The following is a 22,205-nucleotide window of genomic DNA, read 5'->3' on the forward strand; positions in this document are numbered from 1 at the left end:
CATCCCGGCCCCTCCCGCATGTACGCACGTGCCTGTCCGCCCACGAGCCTCCCGGAACGGACGGATCCCCGCCAGGGCCGAACGGCCCTGGCGCACGAGCCGTCCGGCCGCCGACCCTGGTGTGTCACCGTGCCCTAGGTTACGGTGACTTAGGTGTGGGTGGACGTGGTGCTGCTGGCGAACCTGGCCCAACGGCCGTCGCACGGCTACGAGTTGCGCAGACGGGTGGAGGAGAGCAGCGGCTTCGCGCTCTCCAACAACTCGCTCTACCCCGCGCTGCGCCGCTTCTCCGAGGCCGGCGCGGTGCACAAGGCGGCCGAGGAGCTTCCAGGACGCCCGCCCCGGCACGTCTACACGATCACCGACGTCGGCCGCGAACTCCTCCACGACATGCTCGCCGACCTCCCAGGGGAACTCGCGGGCGACGAGGCGGAGTTCCTGGCCCGCCTCAGCCACTTCGGCTGGCTGGAGCCCGGGGAGCAGGCTCAGGTCCTGCACGCCCGCCGGCGCGCGCTGGTGAGCCGCCACGACCGGGTGGCCGCCCTGGGAGAGGCCCAGGAGGAGGGCACCTGGCACCGGGTCGCGCTGGACGAGGTGACGCGCCGGGTACGGAGCGAACTGCGCTGGCTGGACGGCGTGTTGGCGCAGGTCGAAGACGCCGGTCCCGCCGCGCACCCCGCCGGCCCCGCCCCGCACCCCGCAGCGCCCGCACACCGCACGGAGCACGACCCACGGAGCACCGGCAACGCACCACCCGAAGGCGATCACGCGCCACCCGAAGGCGAGGAGGAACCGCATGAGCGACGTACTCGATCATGAAACGACCCGCGGCCCGGCGACGGAACAGGCGCCCCGCCTGCCCTTCGACCGGCCCGACGCGGTGGACCTCGCGCCGCTGTATTCGGTGCTGCGCCGGGAGGCGCCCCTCGTGCGGGTGCGCACTCCCGCGGGGGACACGGCCTGGCTGGTGACCCGGTACGACCAGGCGCGCGAGCTCTTCGCCGACGTACGCCTCGGACGCTCGCACCCGCGCCCCGAGGAGGCGGCGGCGGTCTCGGACGCCGCGATCATGGGCGGCCCGAACGGCGACCACGAGACCGAGCGCGAGGAACACCGGCGCATGCGCGCCCTGTTGACCCCCGCGTTCTCGGCCCGCCGCATGCGGCTGCTCGGCGAGCACGTGCGGGAGCTGGTCGACGCCTGCCTCGACGCCATGGAGGCGGCCCGCGCGCAGGCCCCCGACCAGCCCGTCGACCTGCACGCGCACCTGTCGTTCCCGCTGCCCGTGATGGTCATCTGCGAACTGCTCGGCATCCCCTTCGCCGACCGCGGCTACTTCCGCGGCCTGTCCGAGCGCGTCGGCCGCATCGACACCGGAAGCGACGCGCAGGACGCCATGGACGAGTTCCGCGCCTACATGGGCCGGCTCGCCGCGGCCAAGCTCGATGACCCGGGCGAAGACGTCATCACCGACCTGGCCCGCGCCCAGGCCGAGGACCCCATCTTCAGCCACGACGAGCTCACCCGCATCGCCTCGGGGCTCCTCTTCGCCGGGCACGAGACCACCGTCAACCGCATCGACCTCGGCGTCCTCATGCTGCTCACCGACACGGCCCGGCGCGACGCGCTGACCGCCGACCCCGAGGGCCGGGTCAACAGCACGGTCGAGGAGGTGCTGCGGCTGGCGTCACCCGGCGGCCTGGGAATCCTCCGGTACGCGCACGAGGACGTGGTCCTGGCAAGCGGCGAGACGATCCCCGAGGGCGACGCCGTGCTCATCCCGCCGGGCGTGGCCAACCGGGACCCCGAGGCGTTCGACGCACCCGAGGAGTTCGACGCGGACCGCCAGCCCAACCCGCACCTGGCCTTCGGCCACGGCGCGCACTTCTGCATCGGCGCGAGCCTCGCCCGCATCGAACTCCGCACGGTCTTCGCCGCCCTCTTCACCCGCTTCCCGACGCTGCGCCTGGCGCGTCCCGTCGACGAGATCCCGGTCCACTCGGACCGCGTCACGGGCGGCGTGGACGCGGTGCCGGTGCGCTGGGACTGAGCGGCGTACGAGGCCGCGCGTACGGGGATTCCGCGCGGGGACCGGTGCACGAACGCCGCGTACGAGGCCCCCGTGCCGCTCATTCCGGCCTGCGGCCCCGGGAGACGTACAGGAGCACCAGGCCCACGGAGGCCAGCAGCCCCGCGAGCAGCGCGGCGGCGAGATAGCTGAGCCCGGTGTCCGGCAGGGAGGGGCCCGGCTTGTCCGGCTTCCCCGGTGTGCTCGGGGCGGTCGGCGTGCTGGGCGTGCTCGGCGTGCCGGTGGCCGGAGGGACGCTCTCCGAGCCCGTGCTGCTCGGGGTCGGAGTCGGGGTCTGCGTCGGGCTGGGCGTCGGTGTCGCGCTCCCGGACGGCGAGGGCTCCGGTGACTCCGTGTCACTCGGCGTGGGAGTCGGGGCCGGTGTCTCGCTGGACGGCTCGTCGCTGGGCTCGGGAGTCGGGTCGGTCGGGCCGGGTGACTGGGGCCCGGGGGACTCCGGAGGCGGGACCTGGCTGGAGGACGCCGACGGCGAGGGCGACGGCCGGTCCTCGCCGCAGCGCGCCTCCACCTTCCCGAGCTCCATCGAGGTGATCGGCCCGTCGTACACGACTTCGCCCTGCCGGTTCCTGAGCTGCCCGGTCACGGTGATCCGCACGCTCGCCGTCGCAGCGTTGCCCCGTACGGCCGCACCGCCCGGCGGGTCCTCGTGCTGCTCGTAACTCACCTTCAGCGTGCTGGTGCCCAGCGTGTCCGGGTGCCCCAGCTCGGCGCCGGAGACCTCCAAGGAGGTGGTGCCGACCGGGACCTGACGGCCCAGCACGTTGATGGTGTTGGAGTCGGTGCGCACATACGCCTGCGCGTAGGGCCCGTACGGCTCCGGCACGCACATCGCGTGGGTGTGCACCGTGCCGATGTGGAGCAGCCGGATCGCGGGGTCGCCGAGCGTCAGGTCCAGCCCGGTGAGGGAGTTGTCGGCGGTGAGCTGCGCGTCGTTGTAGGAGGTGCGGGTCACCTTCTGCCCGCTGGTCTTGGCGTACCGCTCCACCCCGTCCGGGTCCCGGTAGTCGGCGCTGTCCTGTCCGGTGGACTCGGAGTGCGCCGAACCGTACGAGCCGCGGAAACCGGTCGTGCCGAGCGGCCCCACCTCGCCGATGTCCAGGTCGAGGAAGCGCGCGTCGGCGTACCGCCCGCCGGCCCGCGGCGCGGCCTCGGTCGCCGCGGTGGGCAGCGTCCCCGCGGTGAGCAGACCGGTGAGCGCCGCCGCTGCGAGAGCGCTCCACCCGGCACGGCGCTGGATCGTGTGCCCCACGTGCTGCGCGGCCCGGTGGTCACGTCTGCGCCTGCCCGTCCGGCGGCGGACTCCGGCCGCTCCTTCCTTTCCGCGGGCAGTGAAGTCCCCGAACCCCGGCGAGGGTGGGAGGACATGCCGGGCACGCGCGTGCGCCGCCCGTGCAGCGGAACGCGCGCGGCTCCCGCCGGGTTCCCCGCCGTGCTGCGGGGTGCGGGTCGGGCTATCGCGTGCGGCCGTTCTCGTGCAGTTCCAAGTGGTGCAGCGCTGGCCAGAGTTGGGGGAGCGGTGTGCGCAGGTCGGAGCAGACCGAGACCGGCGCGTCGGCGTCCGTGCCCGGGGCGGTCGTCGCGCGCTCGCCCGAGACGGCCCCCGTGCGCCGGAGCTCCCCGCAGTGTCTCCGCAGCGTGCCGGGCACGGGGCCGACGTACACGACGGTGCGGGCGGTCGCGGGCGGGGTGCCGAAGTACCAGGAGCCGCGCATGTCCCCGTACACCGGCGGCAGGCGGTACTCGGGCCGCAGCCACTCCAGCGCGCTGGCCCGCCAGTAGTCCCCGGCGATGACCACCGTGCGTTTCCGCTCGTCAGGCGGCAGGTCCCGGGAGGCCGCCGCGACCTCGGCCGACAGGGCGTGCCAGTCGCTGTCGCGGGTCAGTACGAGGTAGCGGTCGGCGCCCCACATCCAGTCGACCTGCAACGGGAGGAGTCCGCGCAGGCACACCAGCAGCGAGAGGGCGAGCGCCGGGAGGGTGGGGAGCCATCGCCACAGCCGGGCCGTGGCGTGCCGCTCGACCTGGACGGCGGCGACGGCCCAGCACAGCGGGAAGGACATGGCGGCCAGATAGTCCCGCTTGCCGTTCACCGCGCAGATGAGGACGGCGAGCAGGAGGACGGTCCAGCCGAGGAAGCGGTACGGGCGCAGGCCGGGGGAACGCAGCAGCCACCACAGTCCGGAACAGAACAGCGCCGAACCGACCAGCCCCGCGGCCAGGAACACCAGCGGAACGAACAGCAACCGGCCCGATTCGGAGGCCACTTCGGCGCCGATCACCGAGCCCATGGCGAGCTGCGGCCAGCCGTGCGCCGCCTGCCACAGCAGGCCCGGGACCAGGGACACCGCGACGATCGCCGCGCCCGCCCACATCAGCGGGCGGCGGAAGACCTCACGTGGGCCCGTCGCGGCGATCGCCAGAGCCGCGGCGGCCCAGAAGGCGCCGATGAGGTAGTTGTTCTGCAGCGCCAGGGCGGTGACCAGGCCGATCGCCGGCCAGAGCCGGTCGTCGCGCGCACGCACCCAGCGCACGAGCAGCCACAGCATGACCGCGCAGAGGCACAGTTCGAGGGGGCGCTTGACCAGGTTGTGGCTGACATTGAGCACCTGTGGCGCGGTGAGGAACGTGGCGGCCGCCAGGAACTGCGCGCGTCTGCCCCCGCCCAATTCCCGCGCGGTCAGGGCCGTGACGACGGCGGCGAGGGGGACCGCCAGTGTCACCGGCAGGCGCAGCACGACGGGGGAGCCGGGCGCGAGCGTCTCCATGAGGCGGGCGAGCAGCGGGACGAGCGGCGGCTGGTCCGCGTAACCCCAGCTCAGATGCCGCCCGGCGATGAGGAAGTACAGCTCGTCGCCCTTGTAAGCGAAGCGGCCGCTGGTGACGAGGAGGACCAGCGCGAACGCGGCGGCGAGGCCCAGCACGGGGAGGCGCGCGAACGGGGGGAGCGGCGGGGAGGGGGACGGCGTGCGCGTGTGGTGGAGCGCCCCGCCCGGGTGCCGGGCTGCCGCGTACGTCACCGTCGCTCCCTCCCCGCAACCGTCACCGTCGTCCCGTGCCCGCCCGTCGTCCCCTTTCCAGCGCCCCGTAACGAGGCCCCGTTCACGTCGACAGGCGCCGGCGCACCAATTCCTGGAAGCTCTCGCGGTCGTTCAGGCGGGGGAACGGGGTGTCGGCGGGGACGTCCACGCCGAGGAAGTCGCACAACGGCTGCCATCCCTCCGTGACTTCGTGCACCAGCAGGCGCTCGGCCGGCACCTTCTCGCGGACCCTCCTGTTGTGCTCCTCGAACACGGAGATGACGTGCTCCTTGTCGTCGAGGCGCCCGTCGAAGGTGTCGCTCGCGATGCGGTGCACCAGCTCCAGATAGGCGCGGAACTCGGGTGCAGGGGCCTCGCCCGCGCCCTCGCCGTCCCACAGCGGGGCGAGGGTCGCCCGGAAGCTCTCGTACCAGCGCTCCGGATCGCGCACCGTGAGGACGACCTTGGCCTGCGGGAACGCGGCCAGCAGCTCCTCCCAGAAGTCGCAGGCCGGCCAGTCCATGGTGGCCTCGAAGCCGGAGAAGAGCCCGGCCCAGTCGACGCCGCCGCCCTGCCGCGCCCGCAGCCACTGCCTGAGGTGTTCGGGCCGCTCGAAGGCGGTCAGCATGTGATAGCAGGGACCGAATCCGAGCTGTTCCAGCGCGGCCTTGACCGAGAGTGTCCCGGTGCGGCCGAACCCGGCGCCTATGACCTTCATGCGGTTCCCTCCGGCTCTGACGCGGGCCCTGGCTCTGACGCGGGCCCTGGCTCTGGCTCTGGCTCTGCGAGGCAGGCCTCCTGGACGGCGGCGAGCAGCCTGTCCCGGTGCTCGGGACGGCATACGAGCAGGTCAGGCAGCCAGGCGCCCTGTTTGTTGTAGGTGAGCGGTGTTCCGTCGATGCGCGAGGCGTGCAGCCCGTGCGCCGCCGCCACCGCCACGGGAGCGGCCGAGTCCCACTCGTACTGCCCGCCGGCGTGCACATAGGCGTCCGCCTCGCCGAGCAGCACGGACGCGATCTTCACGCCAGCCGAACCCATGGGCACCAGCTCGGCGTTGAGCGCCGCGGCGAGGGGAGCGGTCAGGCGCGGGGGCCTGCTACGGCTGACGGCGAGGCGGATGCGACCGCCCTGTGTGCGGGTGGCGTCCGCCCGGGCGGACGCATGCGGGAGCGGTTCGCCCGTGCCGAGAACGGTGTCGCGCGCGGGCAGCGCCACGGCCCCGGCCACCAGCTCCCCCTTCTCCCACAGGGCCACGTGCACCGCCCAGTCGGTGCGCCCCTCCTCGGAGAACTCCCGCGTGCCGTCCAGCGGATCGACGATCCACACGCGCGGGGCCGACAGGCGCCGCTCGTCGTCCGCGCCCTCCTCGGAGAGCACGGCGTCCGCCGGACGGTGGCGGCGCAGCGCCTCGGTGAGATGTTCGTGGGCGCGCTGGTCGCCGAGCCTTTTGAGCTCTTTCGGGTCCTCGAAGCCCAGCTCGAGCCTGAGGTCCAGGAGTACGCGTCCGGCGCCGGCGGCCAGGTGGGAGGCCAGCAGGGCGTCGTCGGCAAACGAGGGCTCGTCGGACGGCGGGAGCTCGTCGGGCAGGGCGTGGTCGGGCTCCATGGGCGGTTCCTTCCGGGGGAGTTCCTGGTGGTGGCGTACGGGGGCGGGGCGGGGCGTACGGGGGTGCTGCTCAGCGCACGGCGGCCGGGGCGGAGGTGCGCAGGACCCCGCCCTTCGCGTCCAGCGCCTGCACGGCGACGTACGCCTCGTTCCGGCCCAGTCCGGCCGAGGTCTCGAAGCCCTTCTTCGGCACCTCCTTCACCTCCTTGAGCGCGGTCGGGGACGGGCCGGCGAGGAACCTCCACGAGGCGACGTCGGTGGCGCCGTTCCAACTGGCGTACGCGGTCGTGCCGCCGCCCTCGCCGCGGCCCGCCACCGCAGGGCGGTCCTCCGGCTTGCCCCGCCACGGGAAGCGGAAGGCCCGGTAGGAATTGACGCGGTCCTTGGCGAAGGAGGCGTTGAAGCGCACCTGCCCCTTCGGGGAGAACTCGGTGAAATACCCGTGCGTTCCCCAGCCGACGAAGGCGTTGCCGTTCGGAAGCACCTGCATGCTGCCCTGCGTTCCGGACTGCAGGCCGTCAGGGCTGAGGTATTCGTGCTTGAGCGTGGCGGTCTTCTTCTGCTCGTCCACATCGAGTACGAGTCCGCGCGACCGCTTCTCTCCGCCCTCCTTGCCCGTCGTGATGGCGGTGTTGTCGAACATGGAGAGCGTGCCGTCCCGCTCCCTGGACACGTCGTGCTGCCAGGCGAATGCCGCGCCCTTGCCGAGGGTGAAGTCGCTCTTCTTGCCGCCCAGCCGCCAGAGCACCTTCCCCGTATGCCGGTCGATCTTGTAGACGGTGCTGGTGTGCCGGCCGCTGACGAGGATGTTCCCGTCGTCGTCCAGGGTCAGCGAGTTGAGGTGCAGATAGTGGTACGGCACCAGGTTCTTGCGCGGGAAATAGGACTCCGGGATGCCGATGTGGTCGAGGCTGCTCCAATTCATGAGCACCCGGCCCGACTTGATGTCGATTTCCTGGATGACGTTGTCGATGACCGGCTGGATGACGTTCCCGATCTTCCGCAGGGTCTGCTTGTAGACCAGGATCAGGGCGGTGTTCTGCGGGGTGATCTTCATGTCGTGCATGTCCGAGAACGGCAGGCCTTTGCCAGGTCGTACGCGGGCGATGACGCGGTAGGACTGGTCCATGACCACCCAGTTCCCGAACACCGGGTTGCCGAGCTCGTCGACCTGTACGGGGAGTCCTTCCCACCAGGTCAGCACGGGTTTGCCCTGGTAGGTCTGCGGCTGGAGCGCGGCCGTGCGGATCAGCATGCCGTCGCCGCGCTTGCCGAACCACACCGGCTGCCCCTGGTCGTCCACGATCTCCGGACCGCCCTGCGGCAGCGCGGGCTCCAGCGAGAGCGTGTCGGTCTTGGGCGAGAGGAAGACCGACCCCGGGGCGGTGCCCTGCGCGGGCGTGCGGACGGTGATGCGCGGGGGCCGCAGATCGGGGCGGGTCACGAACTGGTGCGGCTGGTCCTGGTTTTGGTCCTCCGCCTGGCTTTTTTCGGGAGCGGGCTGCGCCGAGACCGAGGGAATCGTCAGGGTGGAGAGGCCGAGGAGAACGGACAGCGTCGCGGCGCGCACCATCCGATGGGTGCCGCGCCGTCGGTTCCCCCGTGCCGTGTGCCGTGCTCTGCCGCTCACGTTGGACGCTCCTTCGAAGAATGCCGTCGATGAATGCCGTCGTCCTGCGCGGTGTGTGCGTACGGAAAAGCCCGCCCCCGCTGCGTACGGGAAGTGAGAAGTGGTGCTGCGCCCGGGAATCGGCCGTACGTGCATCGGCACTCGGAGCACGGGCGCAAGGGCTGAATACAGCGGAACAGCGGAAAACGGAACTGCGGAATGGCGAGAAGCGCGCGGGGCGCGGATCCGGACCTCGCACCGGGTCCGGGGCATGCGGCACCGCGCAGCGCAAGCATCGTGGACGCGGCCCGAAGTGAGTGTCAAGACCCGGAGATGCGCCTTGTCGTAGGCGACCCGTTTTCCTCCGGTACGTCATGGGTCACGCAGTAGAGTTCGCCTCTCTCATCCACTTTCACCGCGGGGGGAACCGTGCCTGCCCACGTCAGCGAACCCGTCACCGTCTTACCGCCGTACAAGGTCACCACCGCCGAGATCGGCGCGGACGTCCGCGCGCGCCACGCGGAGCACCCGCGGCTCCCGGTGTTCCTCCGCGTCATCGAGGGGTGCGGGGTGGCCGAGCGCTACTTCACCCGCCCCTTCGAGGAGGTGGTGGCGGCCAACGGCGCCGCACACCGCATGTCCTCGGCGTTCACCGACGCCGCCGGGCTGGCCGTGGAGGCCGCGCGGGGCGCGCTGGAGCACACAGGCCTGCACGCCGCCGAGGTGGACGCGATGATCACCAGCCACACCACCTCGTGGGCCGTGCCGAATCTCGACGTACGGCTGGTCGCCGAGCTGGGCCTGCGTCCCGAGATCTGCCGCCTCCCGATGGGCTCCCTCGCGTGCGCCGGCGGCGCGCAGGCGCTCATCCGCGCTGCCGACCTGCTCAAGGCCAGGCCGGGCGCGAAGGTGCTGGTCGTGGTGGCCGAGGTGCTCTCCGCGATCTACCACAGGGACGAGGACAGCGTGGAGAGCATGATCTACAAGGCGCTGTTCGGCGACTCGGCCGGCGCCTGCGTGGTCACCGACGCGCCGCTGGGCCCCGGCCTGGCCGTCGAGGAGACCTTCGAGTACGTGCTGCCCGACTCCCTCGACCGCTACTGGGGCCGGGTGGACGCCGCCGGCCTGCACTTCGACTCCACCAAGAAGGCGTTGGCAGCCCCTGGCGAGGCGATGCCGCGCGTGCTGGAGTGGCTGCGCGGGTGGCGGCCCTCCTTCGCCGTGATCCACCCGGGCGGGCCGCGCATCATCACCGGCACCACCGCGGCCCTCGGCCTGGACGCCGGCAGCGCCCGGCACTCCCTCGACTCCCTTGAGCAGAGCGGCAATCTGGGCGGCAACGCGGTGCTGGACATCCTCCGCCGCAGCCACGCGTCGCCGCCCGCGCCGGGAACCGGCGGCCTGCTGCTGGCCTTCGGCCCCGGCTTCACGGTGGCGGCCGTACGGGGAATCTGGAACTGAGCGCGGGGGCCTGGCGGCCTGGTGGGCGTCGAGCGCCGTGTGCGGCAGGCGCCATGGAACGCCGTGCGCGATGGCTCGAACCGGGCGCCCTACGCCGGGTGTTGCTAGCCGCGCTCCTGTACGTGGACGCCGTGCGGGTCCGGTGTGCCGGTGCCGCGCGGGAGGAGTGCGAAGAGGTCCTGCGCCATGTCGCGTGACGACACCTCGCCGACCGTGTCGGTGTCCGTGACCTCGACGTACCATTCGCGGCCCAGCAGCAGGCCGAAGAGCGGGGCCGGCATGCGCACCAGCGCGCGCATCACGGGGGCGATGCGGCCGCGGCCCATCACCTCGGAGCGGTGCGCGGCGAGCGCCGCCTGCTTGTCCCGGGCGAAGCGGCGTACCCGCAGGGTGTGCGTGATCGCCGAGCGCGGGCTGTAGGCGCTGCTCAGCGCCTCGTCGTCGAAGCGGAACGGGATCCGCAGCGCGCGGATCAGACGCACCAGGCGCTCGACCGTGTCGCGCGGCATGGTGGCCTCCAGCAGCCGGGGCACGCCGCTGAGCGCGGCCGCCCTGCGACCGACCTCGTGCACCTTCACGTGATCGGGGTGGCCGTACCCGCCGTTGGGGTCGTAGCTGAGCAGCACCTGCGCCTCCTCCTCGCGCAGGATCGCCGCCAGCCGCCCGGCCGCCTCCTCGGTGCCGGCGCGCACGAAGCGCTGCCGGTCGGCGGGGTCGGGGTAGAGCACCGGGCCGTGGCCGCTGCTGGCGTACCCCAGGTGCACGACGCGGGAGACGCCCAACCGCCTCGCGCTCGCGCGCAGTTCGCCCATGCGCGGGGTCTCGCCGTCCTCCGGCGCCTCCTTCATGAGCCCGTCCGTGGCGACCACGATGACCACGCGATGCCCGGCCGCCGCCGCACGCGCGAGGGTGCCGCCCGTCATCAGCACCTCGTCGTCCGGGTGCGCGTGAAAAGCCAGAACCGTTGCCATGCCGCCATCCTGCCGCACCGCTCACGGTGCCGCTGACCGGCTGCGCGGAAGGAAAGAGGAAGCGGAGTCGCGCTCGCCGCGACCGCCGCTTTCCCGATCTTCCCTTCCGGGGAAGGGAATTGACGGCCTGCGAGGTGATGCGGGGGAGGCGCGGGTGAATCCGGGAATCCCGCGCTCGTGTTCTTGCCGCTTCGCGCATCCGGAATCTCCGGAGGTGCGGATTCCCTTTCTCCAGTCCTGACACAGTGGCCGAAAACGCGGCGGGGGAAACGGAGAAAATGGTACAGACCTCTCAAGTCGGCGGTGACGTGGGTCACATCGTGGCGGCGGTCGGGGCGAGTGGTGTGCATGGTGATGCGGCGTAAGGCGCTGGTCATGGGGGATCCGGTGCACGGTGCCCGTACAGTGTTTGAACATCCGTCGTCCGGCCAACAACAAACCGCCGACTTTCCCCGGTGGTGGGCGATACGGCACTGTTTGCAACATGCCTCGTGTTTATGCGACACCATGCATGCAGAGACATTCACGATCTTCCTTACGGGTCACCGGGAATCGGACGACTTCGCACCTCGCCCGAAGCCTCTCCCGTGAGGAGTCCCACCGCCCCCGCAGCGCCGGCCGTGCTCCTTCGGTCCGGCGGCTTTCTCCGGGCATATAGCAATGCGCATCGGCATCGCGGAGATCAGAACGCTGATGGCGGAGGTGTGCTTGCGCACCGCGGTCCCCGAAGAGGACATCGATCTCGTCGTCGACCACTATCTGGAGGGAGAACTGCGGGGAAAGCCGACGCACGGCATCGCGAAGTTCTGCTTCGAATGCCGCTTCTTCGCCGAGCGGCAGGGCCGCCCCCGCATCACGCACGAGCACGGCGGCCTGGCGGTCGTCGACGGGCGGCGCGAAGTGGGCCCCGTGAGCGCGGACTTCGCGGTCCGCACCGCGGTGCGCAAGGCGCGCGAGTCCGGCGTCGGCATGGTCGGGGTGCTCAACGTGCAGCGGTACGGGGTGCTCGCACCCTGGGCCGAACACATTGCCCACCAGGGAATGTTCGGGCTGGTGATGAACACCTCCAGGCCGGACGGCACCATCGAGGGCGGCCGCACCCCGTTCCTCGGCGTGAACCCGCTGAGCTTCGCCTTCCCCACCCGCGAGGCGCCCGTCGCGATCGACATGTCCACCACGAAGGCGCCCATGGGACTGCTGTGGGAGTGCCGGCGCAGTGGAACTCCCTTGCCGCCGGGCTGCTTTGTCGACGCGCACGGCGATTTCACCGAGGACCCGCACGAGGCCGAGTCCGCGGTGGTGTTCGGCGGGCACAAGGGATTCGCCGTATCGCTGATGGTGCAGATTCTGACAGGTTCCCTTTTCGGATTCCCGATGAGCCACGAGGTGACCTCCACATGGGAGACCGGCTACGCGTTCATGGCGGTCGACCCCTCGTTCGGCGGAGCCCTGAACGCATTCGCCGCGGACAACCAACGGCTCCTTGAGGCAATGGAGAAGGCCACGACCCGCGAGGGCGACTCCGTACGGATTCCCGGGCGGGAGTCGGAGGCGCGCATGCGGGCGGCGCTGGAATCCGGATACCTGACGCTGGACGGCGTACTGCACGCGCGACTCCGCGCCCGCGCCGCGGGTGATTTCGACACGGACTGAACCGACTGACCGACTGAAGCGACTGGACCGACTGACGTTCCGGCTCCCTGGGATCGATCCGGATCCCTGGGGTCCGGCTCCGGAGGAAATGGAGGCACGGTGACACTCCGGTTTCATTGGTTCCTCCCGACGGCCAGCGACGGGCGCTCGCTGACGGTGGGCACGCACGGCACGCACGGCCCCGGCCACGGGGGAGAGGGCGCCCGCGAGGAGGGGGCCGACCGGTTCCGCGCCCCCGACATCGGCTACATGGCGCAGATCGCGCGTGCGGCCGAACACATGGGATTCGACGCGATCCTCACGCCCACCGGCACCTGGTGCGAGGACGCGTGGCTGACCACGGCCGCGCTCATCCGCGAGACCGAACGCCTGAAATTCCTGGTCGCCTTCCGGCCCGGGCTCATCACGCCGACCCTGGCCGCCCAGATGGCCGCCACCTACCAGCGCATCTCCCGCGGCCGGCTGCTGCTCAACGTGGTCACCGGGGGAGAGGCCGACGAACAGGCCAGATTCGGCGACTACTTGTCCAAGGACGACCGCTACGCCCGCACCGACGAATTCCTCTCCGTGCTGCGCGGCGCCTGGAGCGGCACGCCCTTCGACTTCGACGGCGCGCACTACAGGGTGACCGGCGCCACCGTGTCCGCCCCGCCCTCGCCGCTGCCCGAGCTGTACTTCGGCGGCTCCTCGGAGGCGGCGGGGCCGGTCGCGGCGCGGCACATCGACACGTACCTCACCTGGGGCGAGCCGCCGGAGCAGGCCGCCGAGAAGATCGGGCGCATCCGGAAGCTGGCCGCCGACGAGGGGCGCAGTCTCCGCTTCGGCATCCGCTTCCACGTGGTCACCCGCGACACCTCGGCCGAGGCGTGGGCGGCTGCCGAACGGCTGCTCGCGGGGCTGGACAGGGACCACGTCGGGAAGGTCCAGCAGACGCTCGCGGCCAGCGAGTCGACCAGTCAGGCCAGGATGCGGGAGCTGCACGCGGGCTTCCGCGCCGGCTGGGAGCCGCGCGACCTGGAGGTCTACCCGAATCTGTGGTCCGGCATCGGGCTGCTGCGGGGCGGCGCCGGCACCGCGCTGGTGGGGAGCCATGCCGAAGTGGCCGAGCGCATCGAGGAGTACGCGGAGCTCGGCATCGAGGAGTTCATCCTGTCCGGCTTCCCGCACCTGGAGGAGGCGTACTGGGTCGGCGAGGGCGTGCTGCCGCGCCTGCGCCGCAAGGGTCTGGCGGCCGAACCGGCCTAGAGAGAGGGGGAGCATGGCGAACGCACCGTCCTTTCCTGCATTCTGCGCGACCGGGTCCAACGTCCTGATGTCCGTGGTGGATTTCATCCACCAGCACGTGGTGAAGACCGTCTGGGATTCCGACCGGCTACGGAACGACTTCGGCAACCGCAATGTCCACCAGATCCTCGACGACGGCGACGCCATGGCATTCGGTCCCTGCCCGGACCGCACGCTGGTGGCCTGTGCGCTCATGAACCGGCACGGAATCCACCCGATGGTCGTCTACCACGAGCGGCGTGTTCCCGGATTCATTCCGTCCACCGCGCACATCGCCATGGAGATGACGGTGGACGGGCAGGATTACATGATGGACTTCGGCAGCCGGGAGACCCGGCTCGTCGAGGGGGGCTACTACTTCAACAAAGAGGTCGAGGAGACCATCGCGCTCAAGCGTTTCGACCTCTCGCGCATGGGGGTCGACCCGCTCACCATGACGCCGAACCAGATCTTCAGCGCGGTGGCGACGGAGCACATCCATCTGGACAAGAAATTCGAGTACTACGAGAAGCAGTCCAGGAAGTACAGCGTGCGTGTCCTCGAGGACCGGCTGGCCCTCGACCCGGCGCACAGCGTCTACAACGAACTCTGACCGGATCAGGAACGGGAGCGGGATTGACGGACATCGCCTATGCAATCGAAGACCTGGTGAAGGTCTATCCGAACCAGACCGAGGCCGCCACCGACCACGTGTCCCTGGACATCAGGACCGGAGAAGTCTTCGGAATCCTCGGCGACAACGGTGCCGGGAAGACCACGCTCGTACGGCAGATGGTCAATCTCCTGCGCTCGACCTCCGGCGAGATACGGCTCTACGGGAAGTCCGTTCCGGACAATCCGCTGCATGTGAGCATGACGACCGCGTTCATGCCGCAGAGCAGCATGGCGCTGAACCGGCTGAAGGTCTCCGAGGCCCTCTACTTCGCGGCGCACCTGCGGGGCATGCCGCGCAAGGAGGCCGCCAGGGAGCGCGACGCGCTGATCGAGACCTGGAAACTGGGGGAGGTGCGCGGCAAGTCCAGCTCGCACCTGTCGGGAGGGCAACGGCGGCTGATGCAGCTCGCGCTGGCCATGGCCGGCCGGCTCCCGGTCGTCATCCTGGACGAGCCGACGAACGACCTCGACCCCGTGAACCGCAACCACGTGTGGGAAGTGCTGCGCAAATGCAACGCGGAGCACGGCACGACCATCGTCTTCATCACCCACGACGCGATCGAGGCGGAGCGGATCGTCCACCGCGTCGGGATCATGCGGCGCGGCTCCTTCACCGCGCTGGGGCAGCCGGCGGAGCTGAAGCGGGAACTCCAGACCCACATGCGGCTGGAGATCTGGCTGGCTCCCGGAGAGGTCCCGGACCTCCCCCTCCAGCTCCCGCACCACTGGAAGTCGCCGGACAACGTGGTGCTCACCGTCCCGCGCGAGGACGTTCCCGCGCTCCTGTCGGGGCTCCGGCTGAACGAATCGATCGACTACAGGCTCTACTCGGCGACTCTGGAAGATTTGTATCTGCATTATGCGAACTCAGAATGAACGCCCGGGCGTGCTGCCCCAATTCATCGACCTCGGCCTCATGCAGCTCTCCAACTGGCGCTGGTCCTGGCGCGCGATGGTCGTCACCGGGATCATCACCCCGCTGATGAGCATCATCGCGCTGGGCTCGTTCGCGCGCAGCGGAGGGCAGCAGGCCCTGGTGTACGTGTTGACCGGAAGCATCGTCCTGGCCCTCATGTTCGAGAACCAGAACAAGGTGGCGCAGAACTTCTCCTTCATGAAGGCCATGGGGACGCTGGACTTCTTCGGCACGCTTCCGATACGCCGCTACATCGTCATCCTCGCCACCGTGCTGGCGTTCTTCGTGCTGTCCGTTCCCTCGGTGCTGGTGACCCTTTTCCTCGGGTCGTTCGTGCTGGACGTCGATCTGTCGGTGAGCCCGCTCGTCCTTCTGGTGATACCGCTGTGCGTATTGCCCCTGGCGGGAATCGGGGCGATTATCGGGGTGGTCTCCAGGACGCAGGAGGAAGCCAGTTCCTTCACGCTGATGCTGACCATCCTGATGCTCTTCCTGGGGCCGGTGATCATCCCGGCCGACCGGCTTCCCGACTGGCTCATCGCGGTCAGCCATTTCAGCCCCACCAACTACGCGGCCGACGCCATGCGCGAAGTGCTCGTCGGCCCGGTGACCGGCCAAGTGTGGCTGGACATCGGCGTGCTGACCGCACTCACCGCGGTCACCCTGTGGGTCGCGGGCTCCAAGATGCAATGGAAGGCGAAGTAGAAGCACCAGACAGAAGACAGCGGTAGAAACCCCAGGCCGTTCACCGAATCCGAGGTTCTTCACAGAGGGGGACTCATGACCGAGATGCAGGTGCGCCAGGACGTTTCCGTCTCCGTACAGCTCGCCGCCAGCGTGCTGTTGGGCGAGAAATTCCTCGACGCGGCCGACGAGAAATTCCTCCGGTTCATCGAGGAGGACCCGGACCGCTGGGGACGGCTGATGCTCTACGCCTGGTCGATGATCTCCGACGCCGGAGGGGCTCCGGGGGCTCCGGGCTCCAACGGCGCCGCGACGTCGGCGGTACGGCCGGCGGTCCCGGCGCGCGAGACGGCTCCCCCTGCTCCGGTGACGGCCACCGCTGCCGCCTCCGCCGAGCCTGCGGCTCCCGTTCCGACCCCCGCTCCGGTCCAGGCGGCCGCGCCCGCCTCACCACCAGCCGCGGCGCCCGTAACACCCGCCGCCGTAAAGGAAGCTGAGCCGACACCGGCGCCGGCATCCGCACTGGCTCCGGCACCCGCACCGACGTCGGCACCCGCACCCACACCGGCACCGACCCTGGCGACGAAACCGGCTCCGACTGCCCCGGCCGCCGCCCCGACCACACCGCCCGCACCCCCCGAAAAGGCCGGCATCGACTTTTTCGACCCCGAGGACGAGGAGACCGCGCCGGCCGTGCACCGGCCCGCCTCCGTGGAGGAGGTCAAGGCGCGGCTCATCGAGCTGGTGGCCGAGGTGAGCGGGTATCCGCCGGAGATCTTCGAGGACCACCTCGACCTGGAGGTCGACCTCGGCATCGACTCCATCAAGCAGGTGCAGACGCTCGCCCGGCTGCGCGAGGAGTACGGCCTGGAGATGGACGAGGGCTTCCTGATGAAGGACTACTCCACCATCGGGAAGATCGCGGAGTACATAGCCCAGCGCCTGGAATCCGAGACGTGACCGCGCGGGCGGAAGCGGGCCGGGCGGAAACGGACCGGGTGGAGGCGAGCCGGGAGGAAAGGGGCCGGCCCGAACTCCCGGGCTTCGCCGGAAAGGTCGCCTTGCTGATCGGCAGCAGCCGCGGCCTGGGCCGTGCCGTGGCCGGACTGCTGGCCGAGCAGGGCGCCCACGTGGTCCTCAACTCGGCCAACACGGCGGTGGACGGGCGGCTGGTCGCCAAGAGGATCAAGGCCGAGGGCGGCCGCGCCACCTACGTACGCGCCGATGTGGCCGACGAGGCGCAGGTAGCCGAGCTCGCGGCGCTGGTCCGCGAGCGCTTCGGCAGGCTGGACATCCTCGTGCACTGCGCGGCCGGCGGCACCGAGGCGCGGGTCATCGACGCCGATGCGGAGATGTTCCAGCGGTCGCTGGCCGTCAATTCGTACTCCCTCGTCTCTCTCGTGCGGCACCTGTCCCCGCTGATGCCGCGCGGGGGGAAGGTGCTGTACATGACGAGCGTGGGAGCGGTGCGCTCGTCTGAGGGGTACGGGGTCGTGGGGGCCGCCAAGGCCGCGAGCGAATCGCTGGTGCGCTCCCTCGCGCTCGAACTGGCGCCGCGGGGCGTCTCGGTGAACGCCGTACGCGCCACCGTCTTTCCCACGCTCTCGCTGAGCTACTTCTCCCAGGCCGAGGCGTGGCTGGCGATGTGCGAGAGCGAGACGCCCATGGGCCCGCCCCCCGTGGAGAAGATCGCGGAGACGGTGCTGCTGCTGTGCGCCGCGGGCGCCGACTATGTGACGGGCCAGGTGGTGAACGTGGACGGCGGGTGGTTCAGCACCGTCCACCGCCCGGCGTTCTCCGCCCGCGAGCCGGACGGGGAAGGGCACGCGCAGCAACACGTGCAGCAGAACGGGGAGCAGCGCGCGGAGCAAGAAGCCGAGCAGCACGCCGAACGGGCCGACCAGGAGCACGTGTCGAGGGGGAGCACGTCATGAATTTCGAACCGGTCGCCATCGTCTCCGCCGAGTGCAGGCTCCCGGGCGCCGCGACGCTGGAGGAGTTCTTCGCCAACAACCGCAACGGCGTGTGCTCCATCGGCGAGGCGGACGAGTCCTTCTGGCGCGGCTGCGAGGCGTACGACAAGGACGACGGGGGCCACCCCAACACCTCGTACACCAACCTCGGCGGATTCCTCTCTCCCTGGCGGATCGAGCCGGGCGCCTTCCGCATCGCGCCCAAGGTCATCGAGCGGATGGACCCGGTGCACATGCTGGCCATGGACCTGGCCAAGCGCGTGCTGGAGGAGGGCGAGGAGCAGGCGCCGCTGCCGCGCGAGGAGACCGCGGTCATCATCGCGAACGTCACCGGCGGCGCGGGCAGCCGCGTCGGCGCGAACATGCACCTGGAGACCGCCCACTGGGCCGCCGCCGCCCGCCGCTGCGAACCCGCGCTCGACGGCGTACTCGATGCCTTCCAGGAGCAGGTCAGGGAGCAGTACCCGAACAAGCGCGAGGACCTGGCGATCAACGGCGAGTCCGCGACCATCGGCGGGCGCATCGCCAACTACTTCGACCTGCACGGCACCCACTACGGCATCGACGCGGCCTGCGGCAGCTCGCTGGCCGCCCTGCACTCCGGCTGCATGGGTCTGCACCAGCGGGAGTTCGACGCGGTGCTCGTGGCCGGCGTCGGCATCCTCACCCCCGACGTCTTCGTCATCAACTCCGCGGCGAAGACCCTCTCCAAGAACGGCAGCTTCCCCTTCGGCGCCGCGGCCGACGGCCTGGTGCCGGGGGAGGGCGGCGTGATGATGCTGCTCATGCGCCTGGAGGACGCGCGCCGCGCGGGCCGGCGCGTGCTCGGGGTCATCCGCGGCATCGGCCACAGCACCAACGGCCGTACGACCTCCACCTGGGCGCCGTCGGCCGAGGCCGAGGAGCGCGCGATACGGGGCGCGTTCGAGGGGCTGCCCTTCGGCCTGCGGGACGTGGACTACGTGGAGGCGCACGGCACCTCGACGTACGCGGGTGACGGGGCCGAACTGGCCGCCATGCTCAGCACGTACGGTTCCGCCGGGCGCCCCGCGCCGCTGCCCTTCGGCTCGGCGAAGAGCATGATCGGGCACACCGTGGAGAGCGCCGGGATGGTCGGCATGCTGCGCGGGATGTTCCTCTTCCGGCACGGCCACCTGCCCCCGACGCTCAACGTCGGACAGCCGCGCCCCGAGGTGGCCGAGGCCGCCGACCGGCTGCGCCTGCAGCGCGAGGTGGCACCGCTCGGCGCCGACGACCCCGGCCGCGCCCTGCGGGTGGGCGTGAGCGCCTTCGGCTACGGGGGCATCAACTACCACCTGCTGCTGGAACAGGACGAGGGCGCGGCAAGCGATGCCGGTGTCGCCTCCGCGCCTGCAACCGGCACGGTTTCCCGTACGGGGTCCGGCGCGGCAACCAAGGGAACGGCCGCTTTCCGCCCGGCCCGCTCGCCGATCGCCATCATCGGCATGGAGGCGGTCGCCCCCGAAGCGCCCGACCTGGCCGCCTTCTGGAGGAATCTGCGGGCCGGCGTGGCCTCCGGGACCGCGCTGGAGGAGTTCATCGCGGACCTCGACCTCTACCAGGAAGACCCCGACCTGCGGAAACAGGGCGAATACCTGCACCGGGCCGCCTTCCCCGAAGTGTCGCGGGACGTGGACCACCTGAGGTGGCGGATCCTGCCGCGCCAGGTGCCGGAGCTGAGCGACGAGATCCTCGTGCTGCTCTCCTGCGCCTCCCGGCTCGCGCCCCGCCTCGACACGCTGCTCGCCGGTATGGAACGGGGCCGCGCCGGCTGCGTGATGGGGCAACTGCCCGACTCGGACCGCGAGTTCGAGCTGATCCAGTCCGTGCGCTTCGGGCCGTGGCTGCGCGCGCTGCGCCGCTTCGCCCGCGCGCAGGGCGTCGACGTGCCGTGGGCGGAGCTGCGCGAGGCGATGTGGCACGACCCGGGGCTGCGGCTGCGCGCGGTCGACCAGGACACCTCGGTCTCCGGTTTCGGGTCCACCCTCGCCTCCGTACTGGCCAGCGCCTTCGACCTGCGGGGCAAGAGCTACGCGGTGCGCGCCGCCTGTGCCACGGGGCTGGCCGCCGTCTCGCTCGCCGCGCAGGAACTGCGGCAGCACACCCTCGACTTCGTGCTGTGCGGCGCGGTCGGCATGGGCCTGGGCCTGATGAACCACTCCGCGCTGGCGGCGATCCGCGCGCTGAGCGCCCAGGGCGTGGGCAGGCCGTACGACGCGGACGGCGACGGCTTCATCATGGGTGGCGGCGCCGGGCTGCTGTGCATGAAGCGGCTGGAGGACGCGGAGCGCGACGGCGACGAGATCCTGGCGGTGCTGCGGGAGGTATGCGGCAGCAGCGACGGCAAGGGGCGCAGCCTGCTGGCGCCCAGCGCCGAGGGACGGCGGACGGCCATCGAGCGCGCGTACCGCTCCTCGGGCGTGGACCCGGCCGGCATCGGCTTCGTCGAGGGGCACGGAGCGGCGACCGCGCTCGGCGACAGCACCGAAGTGGACGCGCTCTCCGCCTCGTTGAAGAACCGCGGGACCGTCTACCTGGGCAGCGTGAAGGGCAACCTCGGCCACCAGAAGGCCGCGTCCGGCATGACCGCGCTGATCAAGGCGGTGCTGTGCCTCCAGCACGGCAGGCTGGTGCCCACCCCGGGATACACCCGCGCGAACCCGTCGCTGGGGCTGGCGGACAAGCGGTTCGAGGTGGTCACCGAGGACCGGGAGTGGCCCCGCGACGGCGACGAACCGCTGCGCGCGGGCGTCAACGCCTTCGGCTTGGCGGGCATCAACTACCACGCGATCGTGGAGGAGTACCGCCCGCAGCGGCCACCGACGGACGACCGTGAGCGGACCCGTACGGAGGCACCGGCCGGCGCATACGCGGAGGTCAGCGGCCGCGGCGAGACTCGCGACCGCTCCGAAGCCCCCACGCCGCACACCCCCCTCGCCACCCACCTCTGGGCAGCTCCAGACGACCGCGCGCTGTCGGCCGCGCTCGACGCCTTCGCTGCGGGAGGCGAGCCCCCGTCCGGACCGCCGCCCGCGGAATTCCCGTACCGGCTGGCCCTGGTGACCGAGCCGGGGGAGCAGGGCCTGGCTCAGGCGCGCAAGCGGGTTCGCATGTATCTCTCGGCTGCCGCGAAGGGTGCGCGCACCACGCCCTGGGACAACATGGGGCTCTACTTCGGCACCGGCACGCCGGACCGCCGTGCGGTCTGCCGGCTCTATCCGGGTCAGGGGAGCCCGTACGCGGGGATGCTGCGGCAGGCGGCCGAGGTGCTGCCCGGCGCCGCCGAACGCGTCGAGGAGGCGGCGGCCGTCCTCGCCGAGGAGGTGCCCGACCTGCGCGAGGGCTTCTGGACCTCGGACCCGGAGCGCGGCGAGCGGTGGCTGAGCAGCACCGCGCACTGCCAGGTCGCCACCCTGCTGGTGAGCGGCGTGCTGGACGACTGGCTCAACTGCCTGTCGGTGCCCGCCGGTTGCCACCTGGGGCACAGCTTCGGCGAGGTCAGCGCCCTCGCGGCGGCGGGCGGCCTCCCCTTCGCCGACGCGCTGCGCACCGCGTACCACCGCGGCCGCCTGGCGCGCGAGGCGCCGGACGGCGGGCGTCAGCAGGCGATGGCCGTGCTCTTCGCCTCGGGCGCCACCGGCACCGAACTCATCGGCGAGGACACCGACGTGGTCGTCGCCAACTGGAACAGCCGCGGCCAGAGCGTCCTCGCCGGGGCGGCCGACGCGGTGCGGACGGTGCTCGGGCGCGCGGCCGAGCGGGGTGTCGAGGGCCGCGCGCTGCCCATCGAGCGTGCCTTCCACTCGCCGCTGATCCGCTCAGCCGTGCCCGCGTACCGCGCCTTCCTCGACACGGTGCCGCTGCGCACGCCGGACCGGCCGGTCTACGAGACGCTCACCTCGCGGCCCTACCCGCGCGACGCGGGCCCCGCGCGGCTGCGGAACAGCCTGGCGCAGCAGTTCGTGCTCCCCGTCTACTACGAGACCATGATCCGCGACGCGTACGACCGCGGCGCCCGGGTGTTCATCGAGGCAGGACCCAAGAAGGCGCTCTCGGCGCTGGCCGCGGAGATCCTCGGCGACGCGCCGGACGTGCGCACGGTGACCCTGCTCCACCCCAAGGGCGGCGAGCGCGCGCAGATCCAGCGCGCCCGGGCGCAGCTGTGGGCCCTGGGCCTCGCCCCCGCCCCCGTACCGCCGGACAGCGAACGAGCGGGCGGGGCCGCACGCGCCCTGGCCGCGACCCCCGCGTGAGGAGATGCCGACGTG

At 71.4% G+C, this 22,205-nt stretch carries 17 protein-coding genes; 11 read left to right on the forward strand and 6 right to left on the reverse strand.

Annotated elements, in window-relative coordinates; genetic code table 11:
- Window positions 1–153 precede the first annotated feature (153 nt).
- Both ABEE00_RS07400 and ABEE00_RS07405 read left to right on the forward strand, forming a co-directional pair.
- Window positions 154–819, forward strand: coding sequence for a PadR family transcriptional regulator (locus ABEE00_RS07400; RefSeq protein ID WP_345744453.1), 666 nt, complete (start codon window positions 154–156; stop codon window positions 817–819).
- Window positions 797–2,050, forward strand: a complete 1,254-nt coding sequence (locus ABEE00_RS07405; protein WP_345744454.1) for a cytochrome P450 — start codon at window positions 797–799, stop codon at window positions 2,048–2,050. Before ABEE00_RS07400 ends, ABEE00_RS07405 begins: the two co-directional genes overlap by 23 nt.
- A 79-nt stretch (window positions 2,051–2,129) precedes the next feature.
- Here the strand turns inward: ABEE00_RS07405 and ABEE00_RS07410 are convergent, their stop codons facing one another.
- The 5 genes from ABEE00_RS07410 to ABEE00_RS07430 all read right to left on the reverse strand — a co-directional run bounded on the left by ABEE00_RS07410 (window position 2,130) and on the right by ABEE00_RS07430 (window position 8,341).
- Complete coding sequence (locus ABEE00_RS07410) at window positions 2,130–3,338, reverse strand: hypothetical protein (protein WP_345744455.1); 1,209 nt, start codon at window positions 3,336–3,338, stop codon at window positions 2,130–2,132.
- A gap of 202 nt (window positions 3,339–3,540) precedes the next feature.
- Complete coding sequence (locus tag ABEE00_RS07415; RefSeq protein ID WP_345744456.1) at window positions 3,541–5,106, reverse strand: glycosyltransferase family 39 protein; 1,566 nt, start codon at window positions 5,104–5,106, stop codon at window positions 3,541–3,543.
- Window positions 5,107–5,188: 82 nt separating this feature from the next.
- Window positions 5,189–5,824 (reverse strand): sulfotransferase family protein, encoded by a 636-nt coding sequence (locus ABEE00_RS07420; protein ID WP_345744457.1) that lies wholly within the window; start codon window positions 5,822–5,824, stop codon window positions 5,189–5,191.
- The gene (locus ABEE00_RS07425; protein WP_345744458.1) at window positions 5,821–6,711 is read right to left on the reverse strand and encodes a 3'(2'),5'-bisphosphate nucleotidase CysQ; all 891 of its coding nucleotides are present in this window, start codon (window positions 6,709–6,711) and stop codon (window positions 5,821–5,823) included. Before ABEE00_RS07425 ends, ABEE00_RS07420 begins: the two co-directional genes overlap by 4 nt.
- A 70-nt stretch (window positions 6,712–6,781) precedes the next feature.
- A complete protein-coding gene (locus ABEE00_RS07430) occupies window positions 6,782–8,341 on the reverse strand; it encodes an arylsulfotransferase family protein (protein WP_345744459.1) in 1,560 nt (519 codons plus the stop codon).
- 408 nt (window positions 8,342–8,749) lie between these two features.
- Between ABEE00_RS07430 and ABEE00_RS07435 the strand changes: the two genes are divergently transcribed.
- The gene (locus ABEE00_RS07435; protein ID WP_345744460.1) at window positions 8,750–9,781 is read left to right on the forward strand and encodes a PhlD; all 1,032 of its coding nucleotides are present in this window, start codon (window positions 8,750–8,752) and stop codon (window positions 9,779–9,781) included.
- Between the two features lie 104 nt (window positions 9,782–9,885).
- Here ABEE00_RS07435 and ABEE00_RS07440 read toward each other — a convergent pair whose 3' ends face one another.
- Window positions 9,886–10,752: a PIG-L deacetylase family protein gene (locus tag ABEE00_RS07440; RefSeq protein ID WP_345744461.1), complete on the reverse strand. Its 867-nt coding sequence runs from the start codon at window positions 10,750–10,752 to the stop codon at window positions 9,886–9,888.
- 660 nt (window positions 10,753–11,412) lie between these two features.
- On the opposite strand from ABEE00_RS07440, the gene ABEE00_RS07445 reads away from it, so the two are divergent.
- The 8 genes from ABEE00_RS07445 (at window position 11,413) to ABEE00_RS07480 (ending at window position 22,190) form a co-directional block, all read left to right on the forward strand.
- Complete coding sequence (locus ABEE00_RS07445; RefSeq protein ID WP_345744462.1) at window positions 11,413–12,405, forward strand: Ldh family oxidoreductase; 993 nt, start codon at window positions 11,413–11,415, stop codon at window positions 12,403–12,405.
- A gap of 99 nt (window positions 12,406–12,504) precedes the next feature.
- Window positions 12,505–13,650: an LLM class flavin-dependent oxidoreductase gene (locus ABEE00_RS07450; RefSeq protein WP_345744463.1), complete on the forward strand. Its 1,146-nt coding sequence runs from the start codon at window positions 12,505–12,507 to the stop codon at window positions 13,648–13,650.
- A 67-nt stretch (window positions 13,651–13,717) separates the two neighbouring features.
- A complete protein-coding gene (locus ABEE00_RS07455) occupies window positions 13,718–14,281 on the forward strand; it encodes a hypothetical protein (RefSeq protein ID WP_345744464.1) in 564 nt (187 codons plus the stop codon).
- A 23-nt stretch (window positions 14,282–14,304) separates the two neighbouring features.
- Window positions 14,305–15,219 (forward strand): ABC transporter ATP-binding protein, encoded by a 915-nt coding sequence (locus ABEE00_RS07460; RefSeq protein WP_345744465.1) that lies wholly within the window; start codon window positions 14,305–14,307, stop codon window positions 15,217–15,219.
- On the forward strand, window positions 15,203–15,964 hold the full coding sequence (locus tag ABEE00_RS07465; protein ID WP_345744466.1) for an ABC transporter permease: 762 nt from the start codon (window positions 15,203–15,205) through the stop codon (window positions 15,962–15,964). Before ABEE00_RS07460 ends, ABEE00_RS07465 begins: the two co-directional genes overlap by 17 nt.
- 75 nt (window positions 15,965–16,039) lie before the next feature.
- Entirely contained in the window at window positions 16,040–16,903 is an 864-nt protein-coding gene (locus tag ABEE00_RS07470; protein WP_345744467.1) for an acyl carrier protein, read from the forward strand.
- Window positions 16,900–17,877 (forward strand): SDR family NAD(P)-dependent oxidoreductase, encoded by a 978-nt coding sequence (locus tag ABEE00_RS07475; protein WP_345744468.1) that lies wholly within the window; start codon window positions 16,900–16,902, stop codon window positions 17,875–17,877. Before ABEE00_RS07470 ends, ABEE00_RS07475 begins: the two co-directional genes overlap by 4 nt.
- The gene (locus ABEE00_RS07480; RefSeq protein WP_345744469.1) at window positions 17,874–22,190 is read left to right on the forward strand and encodes a beta-ketoacyl synthase N-terminal-like domain-containing protein; all 4,317 of its coding nucleotides are present in this window, start codon (window positions 17,874–17,876) and stop codon (window positions 22,188–22,190) included. Before ABEE00_RS07475 ends, ABEE00_RS07480 begins: the two co-directional genes overlap by 4 nt.
- Window positions 22,191–22,205 lie beyond the last annotated feature (15 nt).

Origin of the sequence: Streptomyces odontomachicola, from assembly GCF_039605595.1 — a bacterium.
Lineage (GTDB): Bacteria > Actinomycetota > Actinomycetes > Streptomycetales > Streptomycetaceae > Streptomyces.

Coding starts and splice junctions, on each gene's coding strand:
- ABEE00_RS07445 (WP_345744462.1), top strand. CDS start 11,413: ATGCGCATCGGCATCGCGGAGATCAGAACGCTGATGGCGGAGGTGTGC.
- ABEE00_RS07420 (WP_345744457.1), bottom strand. CDS start 5,824: ATGAAGGTCATAGGCGCCGGGTTCGGCCGCACCGGGACACTCTCGGTC.
- ABEE00_RS07480 (WP_345744469.1), top strand. CDS start 17,874: ATGAATTTCGAACCGGTCGCCATCGTCTCCGCCGAGTGCAGGCTCCCG.
- ABEE00_RS07455 (WP_345744464.1), top strand. CDS start 13,718: ATGTCCGTGGTGGATTTCATCCACCAGCACGTGGTGAAGACCGTCTGG.
- ABEE00_RS07470 (WP_345744467.1), top strand. CDS start 16,040: ATGACCGAGATGCAGGTGCGCCAGGACGTTTCCGTCTCCGTACAGCTC.
- ABEE00_RS07405 (WP_345744454.1), top strand. CDS start 797: ATGAGCGACGTACTCGATCATGAAACGACCCGCGGCCCGGCGACGGAA.
- ABEE00_RS07465 (WP_345744466.1), top strand. CDS start 15,203: ATGCGAACTCAGAATGAACGCCCGGGCGTGCTGCCCCAATTCATCGAC.
- ABEE00_RS07425 (WP_345744458.1), bottom strand. CDS start 6,711: ATGGAGCCCGACCACGCCCTGCCCGACGAGCTCCCGCCGTCCGACGAG.
- ABEE00_RS07440 (WP_345744461.1), bottom strand. CDS start 10,752: ATGGCAACGGTTCTGGCTTTTCACGCGCACCCGGACGACGAGGTGCTG.